The 19,864-nt window shown below is 35.4% G+C and carries 20 protein-coding genes; 13 read left to right on the top strand and 7 right to left on the bottom strand.

What is annotated here, in order from left to right; translation table 11 throughout:
- The first annotated feature begins 75 nt into the window (after positions 1–75).
- Genes miaA through ACSVH9_RS07015 form a run of 6 tightly spaced genes read left to right on the top strand, consistent with a single transcriptional unit; the run spans position 76 to position 5,489 of the window.
- Positions 76–1,011 (top strand): tRNA (adenosine(37)-N6)-dimethylallyltransferase MiaA, encoded by a 936-nt coding sequence (miaA, locus tag ACSVH9_RS07040; RefSeq protein ID WP_438063096.1) that lies wholly within the window; start codon positions 76–78, stop codon positions 1,009–1,011.
- A gap of 25 nt (positions 1,012–1,036) precedes the next feature.
- Positions 1,037–1,963, top strand: a complete 927-nt coding sequence (locus tag ACSVH9_RS07035; RefSeq protein WP_438063095.1) for a geranylgeranylglycerol-phosphate geranylgeranyltransferase — start codon at positions 1,037–1,039, stop codon at positions 1,961–1,963.
- Positions 1,956–2,537: a Maf-like protein gene (locus ACSVH9_RS07030; RefSeq protein ID WP_438063094.1), complete on the top strand. Its 582-nt coding sequence runs from the start codon at positions 1,956–1,958 to the stop codon at positions 2,535–2,537. Before ACSVH9_RS07035 ends, ACSVH9_RS07030 begins: the two co-directional genes overlap by 8 nt.
- Positions 2,538–2,547: 10 nt before the next feature.
- Positions 2,548–3,084 (top strand): mechanosensitive ion channel domain-containing protein, encoded by a 537-nt coding sequence (locus tag ACSVH9_RS07025; protein WP_438063093.1) that lies wholly within the window; start codon positions 2,548–2,550, stop codon positions 3,082–3,084.
- A gap of 32 nt (positions 3,085–3,116) precedes the next feature.
- Positions 3,117–3,608 carry a hypothetical protein gene (locus tag ACSVH9_RS07020; RefSeq protein WP_438063092.1) on the top strand — a complete coding sequence of 164 codons (492 nt, stop codon included), beginning with the start codon at positions 3,117–3,119 and terminating at the stop codon, positions 3,606–3,608.
- Between the two features lie 48 nt (positions 3,609–3,656).
- The gene (locus tag ACSVH9_RS07015) at positions 3,657–5,489 is read left to right on the top strand and encodes a hypothetical protein (protein ID WP_438063091.1); all 1,833 of its coding nucleotides are present in this window, start codon (positions 3,657–3,659) and stop codon (positions 5,487–5,489) included.
- Between the two features lie 2 nt (positions 5,490–5,491).
- Here the strand turns inward: ACSVH9_RS07015 and ACSVH9_RS07010 are convergent, their stop codons facing one another.
- Complete coding sequence (locus tag ACSVH9_RS07010) at positions 5,492–6,451, bottom strand: alpha/beta hydrolase (protein ID WP_438063090.1); 960 nt, start codon at positions 6,449–6,451, stop codon at positions 5,492–5,494.
- Between the two features lie 166 nt (positions 6,452–6,617).
- Here ACSVH9_RS07010 and ACSVH9_RS07005 point away from each other — a divergent pair, with 166 nt between their 5' ends.
- The 3 genes from ACSVH9_RS07005 (at position 6,618) to ACSVH9_RS06995 (ending at position 11,454) form a co-directional block, all read left to right on the top strand.
- Positions 6,618–9,149: a PIG-L family deacetylase gene (locus tag ACSVH9_RS07005; RefSeq protein ID WP_438063089.1), complete on the top strand. Its 2,532-nt coding sequence runs from the start codon at positions 6,618–6,620 to the stop codon at positions 9,147–9,149.
- A gap of 120 nt (positions 9,150–9,269) precedes the next feature.
- Positions 9,270–10,997, top strand: a complete 1,728-nt coding sequence (locus ACSVH9_RS07000) for a sodium:solute symporter (RefSeq protein ID WP_438063088.1) — start codon at positions 9,270–9,272, stop codon at positions 10,995–10,997.
- A gap of 55 nt (positions 10,998–11,052) precedes the next feature.
- Positions 11,053–11,454 (top strand): putative quinol monooxygenase, encoded by a 402-nt coding sequence (locus ACSVH9_RS06995; RefSeq protein ID WP_438063087.1) that lies wholly within the window; start codon positions 11,053–11,055, stop codon positions 11,452–11,454.
- Between the two features lie 77 nt (positions 11,455–11,531).
- On the opposite strand, the gene ACSVH9_RS06990 is transcribed toward ACSVH9_RS06995, so the two are convergent.
- From ACSVH9_RS06990 to ACSVH9_RS06970, 5 genes are all read right to left on the bottom strand, one after another.
- On the bottom strand, positions 11,532–12,377 hold the full coding sequence (locus ACSVH9_RS06990) for a DUF2911 domain-containing protein (RefSeq protein ID WP_438063086.1): 846 nt from the start codon (positions 12,375–12,377) through the stop codon (positions 11,532–11,534).
- A 62-nt stretch (positions 12,378–12,439) separates the two neighbouring features.
- A complete protein-coding gene (locus ACSVH9_RS06985) occupies positions 12,440–13,105 on the bottom strand; it encodes an HAD family hydrolase (protein ID WP_438063085.1) in 666 nt (221 codons plus the stop codon).
- A gap of 90 nt (positions 13,106–13,195) precedes the next feature.
- On the bottom strand, positions 13,196–13,909 hold the full coding sequence (locus ACSVH9_RS06980; RefSeq protein WP_159685021.1) for a tRNA threonylcarbamoyladenosine dehydratase: 714 nt from the start codon (positions 13,907–13,909) through the stop codon (positions 13,196–13,198).
- A 316-nt stretch (positions 13,910–14,225) separates the two neighbouring features.
- The gene (locus ACSVH9_RS06975; RefSeq protein ID WP_438063084.1) at positions 14,226–14,882 is read right to left on the bottom strand and encodes a TatD family hydrolase; all 657 of its coding nucleotides are present in this window, start codon (positions 14,880–14,882) and stop codon (positions 14,226–14,228) included.
- Positions 14,883–15,485 carry a DUF1684 domain-containing protein gene (locus ACSVH9_RS06970; protein ID WP_438063083.1) on the bottom strand — a complete coding sequence of 201 codons (603 nt, stop codon included), beginning with the start codon at positions 15,483–15,485 and terminating at the stop codon, positions 14,883–14,885.
- Positions 15,486–15,578: 93 nt separating this feature from the next.
- Here ACSVH9_RS06970 and ACSVH9_RS06965 point away from each other — a divergent pair, with 93 nt between their 5' ends.
- The 4 genes from ACSVH9_RS06965 to ACSVH9_RS06950 all read left to right on the top strand — a co-directional run bounded on the left by ACSVH9_RS06965 (position 15,579) and on the right by ACSVH9_RS06950 (position 19,327).
- Positions 15,579–16,796, top strand: coding sequence for an MFS transporter (locus tag ACSVH9_RS06965; protein WP_438063082.1), 1,218 nt, complete (start codon positions 15,579–15,581; stop codon positions 16,794–16,796).
- A 134-nt stretch (positions 16,797–16,930) separates the two neighbouring features.
- On the top strand, positions 16,931–17,287 hold the full coding sequence (locus ACSVH9_RS06960) for a BlaI/MecI/CopY family transcriptional regulator (protein ID WP_024982158.1): 357 nt from the start codon (positions 16,931–16,933) through the stop codon (positions 17,285–17,287).
- Positions 17,288–17,292: 5 nt separating this feature from the next.
- Positions 17,293–19,122, top strand: coding sequence for a M56 family metallopeptidase (locus tag ACSVH9_RS06955; protein ID WP_438063081.1), 1,830 nt, complete (start codon positions 17,293–17,295; stop codon positions 19,120–19,122).
- Positions 19,123–19,183: 61 nt separating this feature from the next.
- On the top strand, positions 19,184–19,327 hold the full coding sequence (locus ACSVH9_RS06950) for an SsrA-binding protein (protein WP_159685009.1): 144 nt from the start codon (positions 19,184–19,186) through the stop codon (positions 19,325–19,327).
- A 13-nt stretch (positions 19,328–19,340) separates the two neighbouring features.
- Here ACSVH9_RS06950 and ACSVH9_RS06945 read toward each other — a convergent pair whose 3' ends face one another.
- On the bottom strand, positions 19,341–19,853 hold the full coding sequence (locus ACSVH9_RS06945; protein WP_438063080.1) for an adenine phosphoribosyltransferase: 513 nt from the start codon (positions 19,851–19,853) through the stop codon (positions 19,341–19,343).
- Positions 19,854–19,864: the final 11 nt, after the last annotated feature.

Genomic DNA, 19,864 nt, shown 5'->3' with positions numbered 1-19,864 from the left:
TGGTCGCTCTTTTCTACCAAGAAAAACAAACTCCAATCCCTCCGGGGTTTTCATTCCCATCAGGGCTAAAAAAAAATGAAACATTTAATCACCATCATAGGACCCACAGCTATTGGCAAAACCGCTTTGAGTATTCAACTTGCGCAGCACTACAATTGCGAAATTATTTCGTGCGACAGCAGGCAATTTTTCAAAGAAATGACCATAGGAACAGCCGTGCCTAGCAACGAAGAATTAAAAGCCGCCAAACATCATTTCATACAAAACAAATCCATATTTGAGAATTATACCGTTGGAGATTACGAAAAAGAAGCGCTTTCTAAAATCAACGAATTGTTTCAAACCAATGATTATGTGGTATTAATTGGAGGCTCAGGCTTATATGTAGATGCTGTTTTAAAAGGTTTTGATGCTTTTCCAGACATAGACCCAAACGTAAGAACGGCTATTCAATCTCATTATGAAACTGATGGAATAAGCTATTTACAAAAGCAACTTAAGGCTTTAGACCCTATTTATTATGAAAAAATAAGCAATGAAAATCCTCAAACACAACTCAATCCACAACGTATGATGCGCTTTGTAGAAGTTTGTGTAGGCACGGAAAAGCCTTATTCTTCATTTTTAAATCAACAAAAAAACAATAGAAATTTTAACCCAATTCTAATAGGTATCGAGGCAGAAAGAGCAATCATCTACGACAGAATCAATCTAAGAGTCGATATAATGATACAACAGGGCTTAGTAGAAGAAGCACTAAATTTATACCCTCACAAATCGTTAAACGCCTTGCAAACTGTAGGATATCGAGAACTGTTCAGTCATTTTGATGGCGAATGGGATTTACCTTTTGCTATCGAAGAAATAAAAAAGAACACCCGACGTTTTTCAAAAAGACAACTGACTTGGTTCAAAAGAAATGAGCATACCAAATGGTTTGATTTTAAAACGGCAACAGCAACTATAACTGACTATATTGATTCACAAATTCAGCAAACAATTACCCAATAACATTCGCACACCCTTTATTACCATTATGAAATATTTAAAAGTAATACGTTATCAAAACCTGATTTTATTAGCACTAATGCAATTAATATTGCGTTTTGGTTTTTTGAACGAACAAAATTGCAATTTAGCATTAACTAATTTCCAGTACATTTTATTAGTAGTAGCAACACTTTTGATTGCTGCAGGAGGCTATGTAATCAACGACATTTTTGACCAAGATACTGATGCCATCAACAAACCCGAAAAAGTAATTATAGGAAAAACTATAAAAGAAAGTGAAGCATACAATCTTTACGCTGGCCTTACAATAACTGGCGTATGCATTGGTTTTTATCTTTCAAATGTGATTGACAAACCTAATTTTGCAGCATTCTTCATATTAATTGCAGCAACTTTATATTTTTATGCAACTACATTAAAACAAATGCTACTACTCGGTAATTTAATAGTAGCTTTGATACTTGCTTCAAGCGTGATAATCATTGGAATTTTTGATATTTTCCCAGTGACCAATGCAGAAAATCAACGCCAAATGGGACAAATTTTTAGCATACTAATGGATTATGCCGCTTTTGCTTTCTTATTGCATCTGATTAGAGAAATGGTCAAAGATTTAGAAGACATTGAAGGAGATTACCATCAAGGAATGGGAACATTGGCTATTCGATTAGGAATTTCAAAAACAACCAAAGTAATTGCCCTGTTGAGCCTACTCCCTATCGGGTTATTTCTCAATTATATGTACCATTATTTTGTTTTAAACGATTTACAACTCATCACCATTTACAGTTTGGTTTTTATTATCGCTCCTTTTTTGTATTTTACTATCAAAATAGCAACGGCAACAAATAAATCCGAGTTTCATCACTTAAGTACCGTTCTAAAATGGATTGTCTTTTTTGGAATTTTTATGTTGCCTATTCTTAATTATACTATACAACAAAATGCTTAAATCAAAATTAGCCGCTTATTCAATTATATTAGCTTCTGGTTCTCCTAGAAGACAACAATTTTTTAAAGATTTGGATTTAGACTTCGAAATTCGTCTCAAAGATGTAGAAGAAGTTTTCCCCAACACATTAAAAGGTGAAGAAATAACAAATTACCTATCTATACTGAAGGCCAATGCGTTTGAGGGCGAATTACAAGATAACGACCTTCTGATTACTAGTGACACAATTGTTTGGCACAAAAATTGCCCATTAGGAAAGCCGAAAGATACACGAGAGGCCTTTGAAATCTTGAAGTCGTTATCAAATAACACCCACGAGGTCATCACTTCAGTATGTTTCAAAACAAAAAACAAAACAGAAGTCATTTCCGAAACCACAAAAGTCACTTTTAATGCCTTGAGTGACGAAGCCATTCAGTATTATTTAGACAAGTACCAACCTTTTGATAAGGCGGGAGCATACGGAATTCAAGAGTGGATTGGATTTATTGGGGTATCAAAAATAGAGGGGTCATATACTAACGTTATGGGAATGCCAACGGATAAAGTATTTGATTATCTAAATAAACTTTAAGCATAAAATTATGGACTTTTTTAATCAATATCTCAAAGAAGAAATTAGTACAGGAATACTTTTACTACTTGTTTTTTTAACTCGAACATTGATTGCTAAACTAATAAGGAAGTATGCAAAAAAGAGTGAAATCATTGAGAGGAGAACCAATTTAGTCATAAAATATATCAACATTCTAATCACTATTTTAGCTGTAATCACTTTAATATTAATTTGGGGAGTACAAGCCAAAGATATTTTTATCACTATTTCATCAGTGGCAACGGTTATTGGGGTGGCTATGTTTGCACAATGGTCTATTTTAAGCAACATCACATCGGGAATTATTTTGTTCTTTTCGTTTCCGTTCAAAATTGGTGATATTATTTTAATACACGACAAAGAATACCTCGTTGAGGGAGAAATTGAAGATATTGGTGCTTTTCACGTAACTATCCGGTCTAAAGAAGGTGAAATGGTTATTTATCCAAACAATTTGTTTTTTCAAAAAGGAATCTCAATTGTAAAAAAGACCTCCGTCGACAATAACAATGAATTTACAGATTAAATTACAGTGAATATTAACCAAATCTAAATACAATGAAAGCAATTAAATTATTTATTATCGGAATCTTACTTTTTGGAGCAACTGCTACCAAGGCTCAGGTTTCAATTAACGTTAATATTGGTTCACCACCGGCCTGGGGCCCTGTGGGTTATGACAACGTAGCTTATTATTTTTTACCTGATATCCAAATTTATTTTGATATTCGCAAAGCAGAATATATTTATTTTGGTAACGGACGATGGATTCGTTCACGCAGATTGCCTAGCTATTGCAGTAACTATGACTTATATCGCGGATATAAAGTACCTTTAACTGACTATAGAGGCAATACTCCTTATGTATATTACAATGCTCACAAAGTAAAGTATTACAAAGGATACAAAGGGAAACCTCAAAAAGCAAGAGGACATTACAAAGAGGAACATCGTTATGAAGAGCGTCAAGACAATCGTCGTGATGACCATAATGATAGAGGTCACGGAAAACATCAAGATAAAGGAAATCACGGAAGAGGAAGAGATTAACTTTTCTTCGTAATACTAGAACATATTACTTTAAAAACAGTACAAACTATGCATAAGACAAGACATTTTGCTTTACTAGTTGTACTGTTTTTTTTATATCAGTTGAGTTATTCGCAACAAGAAAAACAAAAGGCAGATAGTGCCAAAATTTACAAAAACATCCAACAATTTTCTCAAAAGAAAAAAGCAACTAGTTTTTTGCATCGCTTAATCTTTAGACCCATAAAACCAAAGCTTCCCAAAAAAAAGGTTGCCAAAATAAATTATAGTCCGTTTCAAGGCAAAATAATCAAAAGTATTACAATAACTACTCTTGACCCGTTTGGAAAAAGCGTACAAAATATCGACACAAATGCCTCTCGAAAGGTTCTAAATACTGCTGAGGAATGGGGCAATAAATTACATTTAAAATCCAAAGACTATACTATTCGCAAGGTATTACTCATCAATGAAAATGAACCACTAGATTCGGTAATGGTTAAAGAAAGTATGCGTTTGATTCGAACACAACGCTTTGTCAACAGTGTGGCAATACACATGGAAATTGTAGCCGAAAACCCCGACTATGTTGATGTTTTTATTCAAGTTTTGGATTCTTGGAGTTTAATTCCAAATGCTTCTTTTAGCAATACCGAAACAACCCTAAAACTAAGAGAGCGTAACTTTCTAGGCCAAGGTCACGAAATTCGGGGCGAATACACAAATCGTTACAAAGATGGTCAAAACGGTCATTTACTGCAATACACCGTAAATAACTTTCGTAAAACCTTCATTAAATTGCAAGCTACCAATGAAAAAGAAGTAACAAGTAATTACAATAGAAGTTTAGACGCTTCGAGATTATTTGTTTCCCCTTTGACCAAATGGGGCGGCGGTATACGCTACGAACAACGATTTAGACAGGATACTTTGGCTGATAAAAATGGTGTTTTTGCGCAACAGCGATTCAAATACAATACCGATGATTATTGGCTTGGCCACGCTTTTTCGTTAGATAACGACAATTCAGAAAGAAGCAAAATTACCAACTTGATAGTAGCAGGACGTTTCTTGAATATCAATTATTTAGAAAATCCATTAGTAGCTTATGACAGTATTGGATTTTATACTGACGAAAAACTACTACTCACGAGTGTAGGTATCAATGCTAGAAACTTCGTCCAAGAACGCTATTTGTTCAACAACGGGATTATTGAAGATGTTCCCATTGGAAAAACGTACAGTATCACAACAGGCTATCAAAGGAAGAATCATAAAGGACAGTTGTATTTAGGTACAAGAGCTTCGTTTGGAAATTACTACCGTTGGGGATTCTTTAGCTTGAATGCTGAATGGGGAGCGTTTTTTCAGAATTCCAAAACATCTCAATCTGCATTTACATTCCAAGCCAATTATTTTACCAAATTATACGAAATTGGGGATTGGAAAATCAGACAATTTTTAAAACAACGAGTTGTTTTAGGTAGTCACCGATTGGCATCTACTGGGGACCAAATCACCTTAAATGGTGAAAATGGAATTCCCGGATTCAACAATGCCTTGTATGGAACCAAAAAAATGGTTTTTAGTGCGCAAACGCAAAGTTATTCCCCTTGGAATCTCTGGGGCTTTCGTTTGAATCCTTTTTTTAATTATACCATTGGAGTTCTTGGAAATGATAAAAGAACAAACTTGAAGAATCAAACCTACTCTAGCATTGGATTGGGTTTTATCATCAATAATGACTATTTGGTATTTAGTTCTTTTCAGCTTTCTTTTGCTTACTATCCCACTACTTTTGGACCTGATGATAAAAATCTAAGAACGAATGCTTTTGAAACCAGTGATTTTGGTTTATTGGATTTTGAGTTGAACCAACCGAGAACCGTTAATTATAAATAAATTTACTTCCAAAGCGCTTTTAACCATTCAAATAAAGTAGCGTATACTTTTTCTCTAACTTGAATTGGTGACAAAATCAAATCGTGCATTCCTCCTTCTATCTCCACAATAGTACGCTTAGGAGCGAGAATTTTTTGGGCACCATTTTTTATATCGTCAACATTTAGAATAGCATCTCCATCAAAATAAGAAGCACTCCAATTTTTAGAGTAAATGGATTTTTTAGAATGCAAAATTAGAATTGGTTTTGCAATAGTAATTCCTCTTTTTATTATTAAATGCCCCTGATGTATGGCATTAATCCAACCTGCATTAATTGGTGGAACGGAATGAGGTTTCCAATTGAGATTGTATTCCCACTCCCCTTTTTGCTCTTTATGCAAACTGTATCCGTAGCATTCAGAAAATTTTCCTGGCACCAAAACATTTGGAAAAAACTTTCCTATGAATGCAACAAAAGGCATCAAAAGCATTTTTTGATACTGAGGCATATTCATATCATAAAAAGGACTATTGCAAAAAACAGCCTCAAATTTTTCTTTCCCAATACGTTCAGCTGCATATAAAGTAACCAATAAACCACCTGTAGAATGACCTGATAATAAAACCTGTTCATTACCTTCTTGTCGCATTATATCTAAAGCTTCATCCAAATCAGCAAAGTATTCTGTTAAACTTCGCATAGTATTACTTTTTTGATGTGGCAAAATAGAACGTCCGTATTTTCGTAAATCAAGCGCATAAAAATGAAAGCCATTTTCATTAAATTGTTGCGCCATCTCCGATTGAAAAAAGTAATCATTAAAACCGTGTACATACAAAACCGCTTTCGTGGTTGGTAAACTACATTGCTTTCTAATAACCGTAGCAACCACTTGACCTTCGTAATCATCGGGTTGATTAATAGTGGTATACTCGAATCCGTTTCCTAAGTAATCGGGTTGATATGTTATTGTTTTCATAGCACAAATAAAGCACAAATAAGAAGTAACCCTAAATTAGTAATATTATAAATAAAAACAGCAATGCGACCTATAAATTCATAAATAATCAGCATTAACAAAAATTAACAAAAATTACCAACTCTTAATTACTATTTTTGATTCGTATCAATAACAAAAAAATTCTATGCAGCAGTCTATAGTTAAAACGGCATTCCTTTTATTACTATCCACTACCCTAGCTTTTGCTCAAAAACCTACAAAACCCAACTCGGTTGAAATTTACAATCAAATTCAAAAACTCAATTTTCTGGGTTCCGTACTCTATGTCGCAGCACATCCAGATGACGAAAATACCCGATTGATTTCGTATTTAGCCAATGAAACCAAAGCCCGAACAGCCTATTTGTCGCTAACTCGAGGCGATGGAGGACAAAATCTAATTGGAGCACAATTGCGCGAACTGCTTGGAGTAATTCGTACTCAAGAACTTATAGAAGCACGAAAAATTGATGGCGGAGAACAACTTTTTTCTAGAGCCAATGATTTTGGTTTCTCCAAAAATCCAACTGAAACTTTAGCCATTTGGGACAAAGAAAAAGTCCTTGCCGATGTAGTTTGGGCGATTCGTAAATTCCAACCCGATGTAATCATCAACCGTTTTGACCATCGTTCACCAGGAACCACTCACGGCCATCACACCGCTTCTGCAATGTTGAGTGTGGAAAGTTTTAATTTAACCAACAATCCTTCTGTATATCCTGAGCAGCTTAAATACGTTCAACCTTGGCAAGCCAAACGCCAGTTTTTCAATACCTCTTGGTGGTTTTATGGCTCACAAGAAAAATTTAATGCCGCGGACAAAACCAACCTAATTGCAATGCAAACTGGGGTTTATTACCCAAACATTGGAAAATCCAATCAAGAAATTGCTGCTTTAAGCAGAAGTTCCCATCAATCACAAGGATTTGGAAGCACAGGAACTCGCGGTGAAGAAACAGAATATTTAGAATTTTTAAATGGCGAAAGAGTCCCTACAAACGGTTCTCTTTTTGACGGAATTGATACGAGCTGGAATCGTGTTAAAGGCGGAAAAGCCATTGGTGAACTCCTAAATTTGATTAGCAAAGAATTCAATCATAACAATCCTGCAGCTAGCATTCCAAAACTAGTCAAAGCCTACCAAATGATGTTGCAATTAGACGAAAATCATTGGTCAAAACAAAAAGCAGCCGAAACCAAAAAAATAATTGCAGCCTGCGCTGGTTTATACCTAGAAGCTGTTGCTCCAACGCAAGAAACGACGCCTGGAAGTAGTCTGAAATTAAAGATAGAAGCCATCAATCGCTCTACAATTCCGATGGTGTTAAAAAGTGTGACCACCTTGCCTAACCAAAACACAACGGTTCAGAATGCAGTTTTACAACCCAACAAATTGCTCAACTTTGCCCTTGATTTGCAACTGCCTGAAACTATAGCCTACACACAACCGTATTGGTTGGCTGAAGAAGCTACCGTGGGAATGTACACTGTAAGTAATCCTACTGAAATTGGATTACCCGAAAAAGAAAGAGATGCGAAAGTTGTGTTTACTGTAAGCATTGAAGGTGTTGAAATTCCCTTTGAACGAACAGTAGTTTACAAATACAATGACGATGTAAAAGGCGAAATGTACAATTTCTTGGATATAGTTCCTGAAGCCACATCAACGTTTACAGAAAAAGTTTTGTTGTTTACCAATGAAAAAAGCAAAACCGTTGGCGTGAAAGTCAAAGCTGGTAAAGATGCAATAAAAGGAATCGTTCAGTTGGATTTAGGAAAAGATTGGAAAATAAATCCCGCTTTTATCGAAGTGAGTTTGGATAAAAAAGGAAGCGAAAAAACCGTTTATTTTACAGTAACTCCACCTAAAAACAATCAAGAGATTGTAGCCAAAAGCATCGTGGTTATTGGTGACAAACAATTGAACAAAAGCCAAATCAATATCGATTTTAATCATATTACCAAGCAACAAATTCTTAAAAATGCCGAGGCCAAGTTCTTGCGCGTAGATTTGAAAACCAATAATGAAAAAATCGCCTACATTATGGGTGCGGGTGATGAAGTTCCTGCAAGTTTAGAGCAAATGGGCTATCAAGTCACTATTTTGAAACCCGAAGAGATTACCCCCGAGCGTTTGGCTACGTTTGATGTGGTGATGACTGGAGTTCGAGCCTACAATACCGTTCAGGCTTTGGCTAACAAACAAGCGCTTTTATTTGAATTTGTCAAAGAAGGCAAAACAATGATTGTTCAGTATAACACTACCGATGATTTAGTAACACCTAACCTTGCTCCTTATCCGCTAAAAGTTTCTCGTGACCGAGTAACGGAAGAAGATGCCGAAGTTCGTTTCTTGGCTCCTAATCATCCTATTTTGAATTACCCAAATAAGATTACGGCCAATGATTTCAAAGGGTGGAAACAAGAACAAGGATTGTATTATCCAAATACTTTTGATGCTGCCTTCACTCCTATCTTGTCTTCTAATGACAAAGGCGAAACTCCAAAAAACGGAGCTTTGTTAGTAGCACCTTACGGAAAAGGCAATTATATTTACACTGGATTAAGCTTTTTTAGAGAACTACCAGAAGGTGTTCTTGGTGCTTTTAAATTGATGGCCAATACCATTTCTGTAAAATCAGAGACCAAAATGCCTGCTCCAAAAATTAACAACTAAAGACCCGCTATGGAACCCAAGAAAGAAAAAATTTGGAAAAAGGACTACACCTATGTATTGGTGGCCAATATCGTCTACATATTGATTTTTTGTCTCATTATGAAATTATACGCCTAGCTTATGCAATTATTTGATTGGATTATTTTATTGACCACCCTTTTATTCATTGTCATTTATGGCGTTTGGAAAACCAAAGGAAGTAAAAACGTTGAAGATTTCATTTTGGGTAATAACGAAACGCCTTGGCACGTTGTTGGTCTTTCTGTGATGGCAACTCAAGCCAGTGCTATCACATTTTTATCCACTCCCGGGCAAGCGTATCACGATGGTATGGGTTTCGTACAGTTCTATTTTGGATTACCCATTGCAATGGTATTAATATGTGCTACCTTCATTCCTATTTATCACAAATACAAAGTCTATACAGCCTACGAATATTTAGAAAAAAGGTTTGATTTAAAAACTCGTTCCTTAGCAGCGGTTTTGTTCTTGGTCCAACGCGGATTAGGCACTGGCTTGACCATCTACGCACCCGCGATTATTTTATCGGCTATATTGGGTTGGAACTTGACCTATATGAATATTTTTATTGGTATTTCAGTGATTATTTATACTTTTTCTGGAGGTACCAAGGCTGTAAACGTGACGCAAAAACAACAGATGTTTGTAATAATGTCTGGAATGTTCATCACTTTTTTCTTAATCTTACACTACTTACCCAACGATATGACTTTTTCTAGTGCCTTGCACATCGCAGGAGCCAATGATAAAATGAACATTGTAGATTTCTCTTTTGACCCAGAGCAAAAGTATACGTTTTGGAGTGGAATAACGGGAGGTTTTTTCCTAGCATTGGCGTATTTTGGAACCGACCAATCACAAGTAGGACGGTATTTATCTGGAAAATCGGTTCGAGAAAGTCAAATGGGATTGATTATGAATGGGCTACTCAAAGTTCCTATGCAATTCTTTATCTTATTGACTGGTGTTATGGTTTTTGTTTTTTTTCAATTCAATCCAGTACCGCTTAACTTCAATCCGAATAACAAAACGGTGATTGAAAATTCTAAATACAAAAAGGAATATCAAGCCTTAGAAAACAAACTTAATGCGCTTTCTGAAGACAAGAAAGTTATTAATCTTTTGTACATCGACCAATTGAATCAGGATTATGACAACCCTACTTTGCGCAAGGAATTGGTAGCTTTATCGAATAAAGAAAAAGATTTACGCGACCGCGCCAAAGACATTATCACCAAAGCCGACCCCGATAGCGAAACGAATGATAAAGATTATGTGTTTTTTCATTTTGTACTCAACTATCTACCTAAAGGTTTAATCGGTTTGTTGTTGGCGGTTATTCTTTCAGCGGCTATGTCCTCTACGGCTTCTGGATTGAGTGCTTTGGCTTCAACAACAGCAATTGATATTTACAAACGCAATCTCAAAACCGAAAAATCAGAGACACATTATTTGAATGCTACGAAGTTTTTCACTTTGATGTGGGGAGTAATCGCTATTCTTTTTGCTTGTATTGGAACATTATTCGAGAACTTAATACAGTTGGTTAATATCATTGGTTCTATTTTTTACGGTACTGTATTAGGGATATTCTTAGTTGGTTTTTATATCAAAAAAGTACAATCACAAGCCGTATTTTATAGCGCAGTAATCAGTCAAATTACCATTTTTATCATCTACTATTTTGCGATTTTCATCTATCCGAGTGGTGAAGAAAAATTAGGCTACTTGTGGTTGAATTTTATTGGTGCCTTATTAACAATTATTTTGTCTGTTTTGATTCAAATGGTAGTGCCAAAAAAGGAAATAGCCGTTGAGGGTGAATAGCTAAATGATAAAAAATCATTGAAAGCAATACTTTTATAAAATAAATTCTATGCAGATGAAAGCTACCAAAAAAAGAAAGCTATTGCTAATAAGTTTAATGGTATTGTTTTTATTCGTTGCTGAAAATACAATAGCTCAAGAAAAAAAACAAATGGTTCGGATTGCAAAAATAAAAGTGCATCCAACACATCTTGATGCCTATAACAAAGCTTTAAAAGAGCAAATGAATGCAGCCATTCAGCTAGAACCAGGTGTACTAACTTACTATGCAGTTTCGGATAAGAATGTACCAACTAACATTACCATCTTAGAAATCTATGCTGATACAATTGCTTATAAATCTCACATTGAAACAGTTCACTTTAAAAAATATAAAACTACTGTAAAAGATATGGTACAATCGTTAGAACTCGTAGATGTTGACCTTATTGCAGCAGCAGTAAAAGATAAAAAATGAGTTTTTATAACCCTTAAAGCAAAAAAAATCCCGTTCTTATGATAAGAACGGGATTTTTATAAGATAACAATTGCAGCTTATTTTTTACTCCACTCTGCAATACTGTCTTTGTTCATTTTTACGTAATCTTGGTTTTTAGCAGCTTCAGCTGCTGCAAGAGATTGTTTCGCAGTTTCGATAGCACCAGCTTTATCACCTTGTTTTGCTTGAATCAATGATTTCAAACGCAAGAACCAAAATGGTTTTTCAGTGCTTAATTCTAAAGCTTTGTCAACATACGTTCTTGATTTTGCAATATCTCCATTAGCTTGGAATAAATATTGAGAAGCCGAAAAATAATCATTCGCCGTTGGACCAGCTAATACTTTTTCGATGCTTGCTGTAGCTATTTTTTGAGTTGGTACTTCAAATTTCATTGATACTGAAGAATTTTCCCAAGCTAAATCCAAATGTCCAGAATTCAAATCTAGATTATTGATTCCGATAGTGAATGATTCTACTGCTTTTGGTAAAGCTTCTTCTTTTACAGTAGTTCTCAAAGCCACATTAGCTTCTTTGAATTCTTCTGGCAATCCCCAGTTGTCTGTAGTCGTGTAGAAAATAATTTCCCAACTTTCGATTTTTGGAATAGTGTACAAAGCATATTTTCCTTTTTTCAAGGTTTTACCATCAATCACTACGTCATCTGAAAATGAAATTGTAGTATTGGCGTTTGCCCCTGTTCTCCATAATTTCCCAAAAGGAACTAAGTTTCCAAAAACTGGTCTTCCTTTGGCAGCAGGTCTTGAATACACCACCTCTACATCTGTCAAACCTACTGTTTGCATAATAGTCGCTTTTGGACTTGGAGCTGGCGTTTTTACTTGTGCTTCGATAGTGAAATTCGCAATAAAAATCGCTAAAGCAATAATAATTTTTTTCATATGTCTTAATTAAGTTAGTGGCTCAAATTTACAAATAAGAAGCTTTTGATTTGTTAATTTTATTATAATTTGAACCCGTAATTGGATACCATTTTTGCATTTATTGCATTAAAATCGTTTATCACAATATCTGCTGTTTCTAAATTCTGGTCTTTGGAATGAAAACTTTTATATCCAACACAAAAAATTCCTGCGGCATTGGCTGCTTTTACACCATTCGTACTGTCTTCAATGACGATACAGTTTTCTTTGGGAGCAATTGAGAGGCTCGCCGCGTGCTCAAAAATGGCTGGATGCGGTTTGGACTGTGGAAAATCTTCACCACTAACAATATGAGAGAAATATTGATGCAAATTGAAACGAGTAAACACCCTATCAATCGTAACTTTTGAAGCTGATGAAGCTACAATTAACTGCATTCCGTTTTGATGCAAATCTTTAATTAAATTTTCTACGCCATCCAATAAAGTTAAATCTTCTTTGGTATCAAAAGCATCATTAAAACGGTTGCGTTTTTCCTGAATCAGGTCCTCCACGTCTAGTGATAAATCAAAATTAGTTTTCAAAATTTGAAAAGTATTTCGAGTTGAAAAACCAGTAAAAGAAGTATACATTTCCTCGGGAACAGTAATATTTAATTCTTCGAATAATTGGTAATAGGCATAACGATGAACAGGTTCTGTATCTACAATTACCCCATCCATATCAAAAATTACAGTTTGTATCATATTTTTTTAAGTTGCTAAATAGCTAAGAAACTAAGTTTCTGAGTCGCTTTATTTGTATTGAACTAATTACTAATCACTAGGTACTAAGGACTAATTCTTCAGTAAATGACGAATTACAGTCTCTGCGGCATGCAAACCAAAAAGACCTGGCATATAACTGTTAGTTCCGTAAAAAGATTTCTTGAAATTAGAACCATCTGTCATTCTTAAGCTATTTGGGTCTTGAATTTCTGAAGAAAAAACTACTTTCAGTTTGTTGATTTTTAATTCTTTTAAGCGACGTCTTATGGTTTTGGAGAAGTAACAATTCATTGTTTTGGAAATGTCTGTGACTTTTACTTTTGAAGCCAACATTTTACCTCCTGCTCCCATACTACTGATGATTTTGACTCTGTTTCTTTTGGCTGACAAAATCAAATTCAATTTTGGCGTTACGCTATCGATACAATCCAAAACATAATCATAATCGGTTGAAACAATTTCTAAAGCGCGTTCTGGAGATAAAAACTCTTGTACTCGAGTAAGGTTAAGCGCGGGATTGATATCCATTAATCGGTCGCCAACGACGGTTACTTTGGGTTGCCCTACAGTGGAATGTAAAGCTGGTAATTGACGATTGATATTAGTAATATCTACCACGTCTCCATCTACAATGGTCATGTTTCCTACGCCTGCTCTTGCCAAAAACTCGGCAGCAAATGAGCCTACTCCTCCTAGTCCTACGACTAATACATTGGCGTTTTGTAATTTTTGTAATCCTTCGGCTTTAAATAAAAGCTCGGCTCTTTCGGTCCACTCTGCCATATTCTTTGTTTAAAGTTATTCTTTGTTATTAATCGTTTTCCTACAAAGTCTTTTTCTGACTTAGTATTTATTTAAATTTATGAAACATACCTACAAGGTTTTGAAAACCTTGCAGGAAATAAAAATATTTGAAATTTAACTATCTAATTGCCTATCATTTTTCTTTATTTGAAAATCCAATCTTGCCTTCTAGCCCCGGTAGGAGCGGCATCCTTTGCTTTTTTTCTTTAAAAAAGCAAAGATATAGCGGATAACGGGACTTTGCTGGCTAAAATGCCTATTTTTTCTGCTCCTAAAAACTCATTTTATTCTAAAATCAATCGAGAGTTAGTCCAAAGACTCGTTTTATGTTTGCGTTGATTTGTTGCTGTATGGCTTCAACGGTTGTGTTTTTGTATTGGGCGGCCAAAGCGTAGACTTCTTCGATTCCGTTTTCGATGGTATCGGTTTCTAGAAAGAACTGATGGTCTGGCACTTTTTGAAAAACGCTTGCCAAGGCTGGATTTTGAACCAAATACTTCCCGAAGGACAGATAAAATCCGTTGTTGAGTAACGATTGTGCCACGATTTCGTTCTTAGAGAATCCGTGAATGAGTAACGGAACAGTGATTTTTAACTTTTTGCTACTAGCAATTACCTCCTGATACGCCGCCACACAATGAATCACTACAGGTTTGTTGTACTTTTGCGCCAAATGCAACTGTTGTTCAAAAACGGATTGTTGCACCTCCAAGGGAATGGCAATTCGCTTATCTAAACCGCACTCGCCCAAGGCCAAACAATTGGGGGCTTGGAGTTGTTGCTCGATGATTTCCAAATCGCTTACTATCCGCTCCTCCACAATATACCAAGGATGAATGCCAATGGAATAATAGGGAAAAGAGTTCTCGAACTCGTTTGGATACTGATTGACCAACTCGATTCGGTTGGGATTTTGGGTGGCTTTGTGCGTATGTAAATTGAAATATTTCATTTAGTCGTGAAACTTTTTTACTCCCGCATTTATGGCTACTGGCAAATCATTTTCAAGCGGCACTATAGGGCAAGAATATTTGTGATTGTAAGCGCAATAAGGGTTGTAAGCCGTATTGAAATCGATAAAAATGGTATCGCTTGTTGGGATTTTCAAATCGATGTAGCGTCCGCCGATGTAACTTTCTTTGCCACAAGTCAGGTCAGAAAAAGGCAAAAACAAATAGTCTATGTATTCTTTCTTTTTGGAAAGTTCGATGTTTTGATAAATATTGAGCACTAAATCTTTCCCATCGATTTTGAAATGTGCTTCTCCGAATTTAATGTACAAGGGTTTTCTTGTCGTAGAGGTTTTCATTTCGAACACCTTCTCATTCGGCGTACGAACAAAACGGGCTTCAATTTGCAAGTTGGGATTGAAAGGAAAAAAATCCAAGCTTTTGAAAACGGCTAAATCCTCTTTGAGCAAAGGACTTTTTTCAGCGGAAGCATATTCTTCATTGAGTTCTTTTTGGAATTTTTCTACGGCTTCGCTACCTTTTTGAGCTTGTCCGAAAGTCCAATTTGAGCAAATAATCATCAATACAAGCAGTGCTTTTTTCATCTTTGAGTCATTTTTGGCAAAAATAACTTAAAGTTAGCAGTCAGCAAAGTGCTTCCAAACAAAGTTACTACCTTTGGCAAAACGAAAAAAAAGATGCTGACCACTGCCATTCAACGCTATTTTGACAATTACCGAGGCTTTTCGAGAGAAATTTGGATACTTACTTTAATGACTTTCATCAATCGAGCTGGAACGATGGTGTTGCCTTTTTTGTCCAAATACTTGAAAGAAGACCTTGGTTTTTCGTTTGGCCAAGTCGGATGGATTATGGTATGTTTTGGTTTAGGCTCTATGCTCGGTTCTTGGCTAGGTGGTAAACTATCTGACAAGATAGGGTTTTACAAAATAATGATTTTCAGTTTATTCACTACTGGAGTGTTGTTCTTTTTTGTGCAATATGTGACTTCCTTCTGGGGATTGTGCTTCAGTATGTTTTTTATTATGTCGATAGCCGATATGTTTCGACCCGCAATGTTTGTTTCGTTAGGAACTTATGCCAAACCAGAGAACAGAACTAGAGCCTTGACATTAGTGCGATTGGCCGTAAATCTAGGTTTTGCAGCTGGACCAGCGCTGGGCGGTTTAATCATTATGGGAATGGGGTATCAAGGATTGTTTTGGGTAGATGGTGCTTCGTGTATTTTTTCTATTTTAATTTTTGCCCTTTTGGTAAAAGAAAAGAAAAGCACTATCGACAAAGAAAAACTGAAAGAAATCAATGCTACAAGAATCTCGGTGTTTAAAGACACGGTTTTTTGGATTTTCTTGTTTGTGTGTTTCATTACAGCAGTGTTATTTTTTCAACTATTTACAACTTTGCCTTTGTACCATAAAGAACAATTTGGCTTGACTGAATTTCAAAGCGGATTGCTATTGTCGTTGAATGGATTGATTATCTTTTTTCTCGAAATGCCTATCGTAAGCGCTTCCCAACGCAAAAACGTGAACAAACTCAAAATCATTCTTTGGGGCTGCGTTTGTATGTCATTTAGTTTCCTAGCGTTGTTGTTCAATTTTTGGGTGGGCTTTTTAGTAATTAGCTTATTGTTTATCACTTTTGGAGAAATGTTCATTTTTCCTTTTTCGAATTCTTTTGCTTTGAGTCGAGCTCCCAAGGGACACGAAGGGCGTTATATGGCCCTTTTTACGATGAGTTTTAGTTTGGCTCATATCGTTAGTTCCAAAACAGGAATGGATATTATCAGTCGATTTGGCTACCAAAACAATTGGCTTTTTATGGCTTTCTTGGGCGTAGTATCCATTTTGGGTTGTATTTGGGTAATGCGATTGGTTCGCAAAGAAAACCAATAACTCCTTATTTTACTGCATTTTGCGATAGTAAAATTTGAACTAACTTAAAATTTAGTTAAATAACTATATTTTTAGTTTGTCAACTACAAAAATAGTTGTAGGTTTGTTTTGTCATTAAATCAAACTTAATCAAGATGCAAAAATTAACCAACAAGGAAGAAGAAATTATGCATATTTTATGGAAGCTAAAAAAAGCTTTTGTAAAAGAAATTCAAGCAGAAATCACAGAAGAACAACCCCACTACAACACCCTTTCTACTATTGTCAGAAATCTAGAAGAGAAAGGATATGTTTCGCACAACGCTTTTGGTAACACCCATCAATATTTCCCTGTCGTTAAAATTGAAGACTATCGCAAGAAATTTATGTCGAATGCCATAGAAACTTTTTTTGGCAGTTCCTACAAGAATATGGTATCGCAATTTGCGAAAGAAGAGAAAATATCTGCTGAAGAGTTACGAGAAATATTAGCGATGATTGAACAAAAATAAGCGTTATGGAAACCATCTATATCTACTTACTAAAAGCAAGCGGTTTGATTGCCTTATTTTATTTGGCTTACTATTTCTTGTTAAGAAAAGAAACTTTCTTTACAGCCAATCGCTTTTTCTTAATCGCTGGATTAGGAACAGCTGTGGTGCTTCCGTTATTCTACATAACCAAAATCGTTTGGGTAAACCCTACTCCACTCACTTTTCCTATTTCTGAACTGCCAATGCAGGAAATTGCGCCTGAGGAAACCTTTGAAATAAATTGGTATTTGACTGCCATTGCCATTTATATAGTAGGCTCTGCTTTGTTCTTCATCAAATTCGGAATGGATTATTGGAGTTTGAATCGAGTATTGTATAAAACCAAAGCACAACAACAAGCCGACTTCAAATTGATTGATGTTCCAGAAAAAATAGCGCCATTTTCGTATTTCAACACGATTGTTTTCAATTCTTCTTTGTATTCGCCATCAGAATTACAAAGCATTTTAGAACACGAAAAAGTACACAGCGAGCAACACCATACCATAGATGTTTTGATTATTCGCTTTTTTACTATCGTATTTTGGTTCAATCCTTTTATTTGGTTGTACCAAAGAGCCATACTTCAAAACCTAGAATTCATTGCAGATAACGAAGCTACCAAACGACTAGACAACAAAAAGGCCTATCAAATGGCACTTTTAAAAATAACAACACACGAAAATTGTGTTGCCCTTACCAATCATTTTTATCAATCATTAATCAAAAAACGAATCGTTATGTTAAACAAAAATCAATCAAAAAAATGGAATTCGTGGAAGTACGCGCTGATACTTCCAGCATTAATCGCCTTTGTATTTATCTTCCAAATTAAGGTTTTAGCTCAGGAAAAAACAGTAACACACACTACATCATCCAAAACAACAACAGAGGACATCATTTTAGTCATAGACAAAAATACTTCTGATACCAAGTTAAAACAAGAAGCACAATTACTAAAAGACCAACACGGTATTAACCTAAAAATTTCGAAAGTTAAGCGTAATGCGAATCAAGAAATTACAGGAATCAAAGTCCAATTTGATGACAAAAACGGCAACAAAGGAACCAATCAGGTTGATAGCGACCGTCCTATTTCACCTATCACTTTCATAAAAAGTACCGATAGCAAAGGAAAATCAAGTATCGGATTTTATACTGGAAAAGCCAATCCGAAAGGAAAAATCAATAAAAGAATAGTACTAAATTCTTCTGATGATGAAGAATCTAACTTTGCTTTTTCTTTTAGTGATGACGAAGAGGATTTAACTCCACCTGATGCTCCAAGTATTCCTGATGCAGCAGACGCACAGGACGCTCCAGATACTCCAGATGCTCCAAACGCACCAAAAGTTCAAATCCAAAAAAAGGTAATTGTAACCAGAAGTAAAAATGGTGAAAAACCAATAGTGTACATCAATGGTAAAAAAGTGGATGTAAGTATGGATGACTTAGATTCCAAATTAGATCCTAATTCAATCGAAAGAATGGATGTTTATAAAGGAGACATCTCTATTGAAAAATACGGAGACGATGGCAAAAACGGCGTAATCGCAATTACAACTAAAGATGGAAGAACTGAGGTAAATGTGAACAAAATAATCAAAAGAGCTCAAGCTGATGTAGAACGCTCTCTCAACGACAGAGAAAATATGCAAGCCGATATGGAACGTGCTAGAAAGGAAATAGAGCTATCAAAAATTGAAATGCAAAAAGCAAAAGCCGAAATAGAAAAAGCGAAACAAGAAATTCTAAAAGCCAAAAAAGAAATAGAAAAGGCGAAAGCTGATACTCAGAAAAATCAGAAAAAATAATCACAAAAGACGGTCTCATTTCAAGACCGTCTTTTTTTATATCTTTGAAAAAAATATTTTTATGTACAAAATTTTAGCTCAAATCAACAAAATACTATTACCAAGTTTTACCAAACAACGTTTAGACATCAGCAAAGCTAAAAAATGGCAAATGGCTATAATAGGCTACAGATATTACGTTACAACCAGAGCATTAGATTGCTAATAGCAGTAATGAATTAATAAGTAATCGCAGCAAAAATTTCGTTACTTCCTAATTTTTCTCTTCCGTTTAAGAAAGTGAGCTCCATAATGAAGTTACACTGAACAATTATACCTCCTAATTGTTCTACTAGTTCACAAACAGCCTTCGCAGTTCCACCTGTAGCTAATACGTCGTCGTGAATAAGCACACGGTCTCCTTTTTGAATTGCATCTGTATGGATTTCTAAAGTGTCTGTTCCATATTCCAAGGCATAAGAAGCCGCAATTGTATCATAAGGCAATTTATTGGGTTTACGAACAGGAACAAAACCTGCATTTAACTCTTGCGCAAGTAGCGTTCCAAAAAAGAACCCTCTACTTTCTACTCCAATTACTTTGTTGATGCCTTTATCTCTCAAGGTCGAAACCAAGATATCCAAACATTCTTTTCTTGCAGAGGTATCAATTAATAACGGAGTAATATCTTTAAATAAAATTCCCTCCTTAGGAAAGTCCTGAATATCACGAATGTACTTATCAACTGTCATTTTTTTTTATT

This window comes from Flavobacterium sp. RSSB_23, from assembly GCF_051547145.1.
Classification (GTDB): Bacteria; Bacteroidota; Bacteroidia; order Flavobacteriales; family Flavobacteriaceae; genus Flavobacterium.
This window is presented reverse-complemented; position numbering and strand designations above follow the sequence as displayed.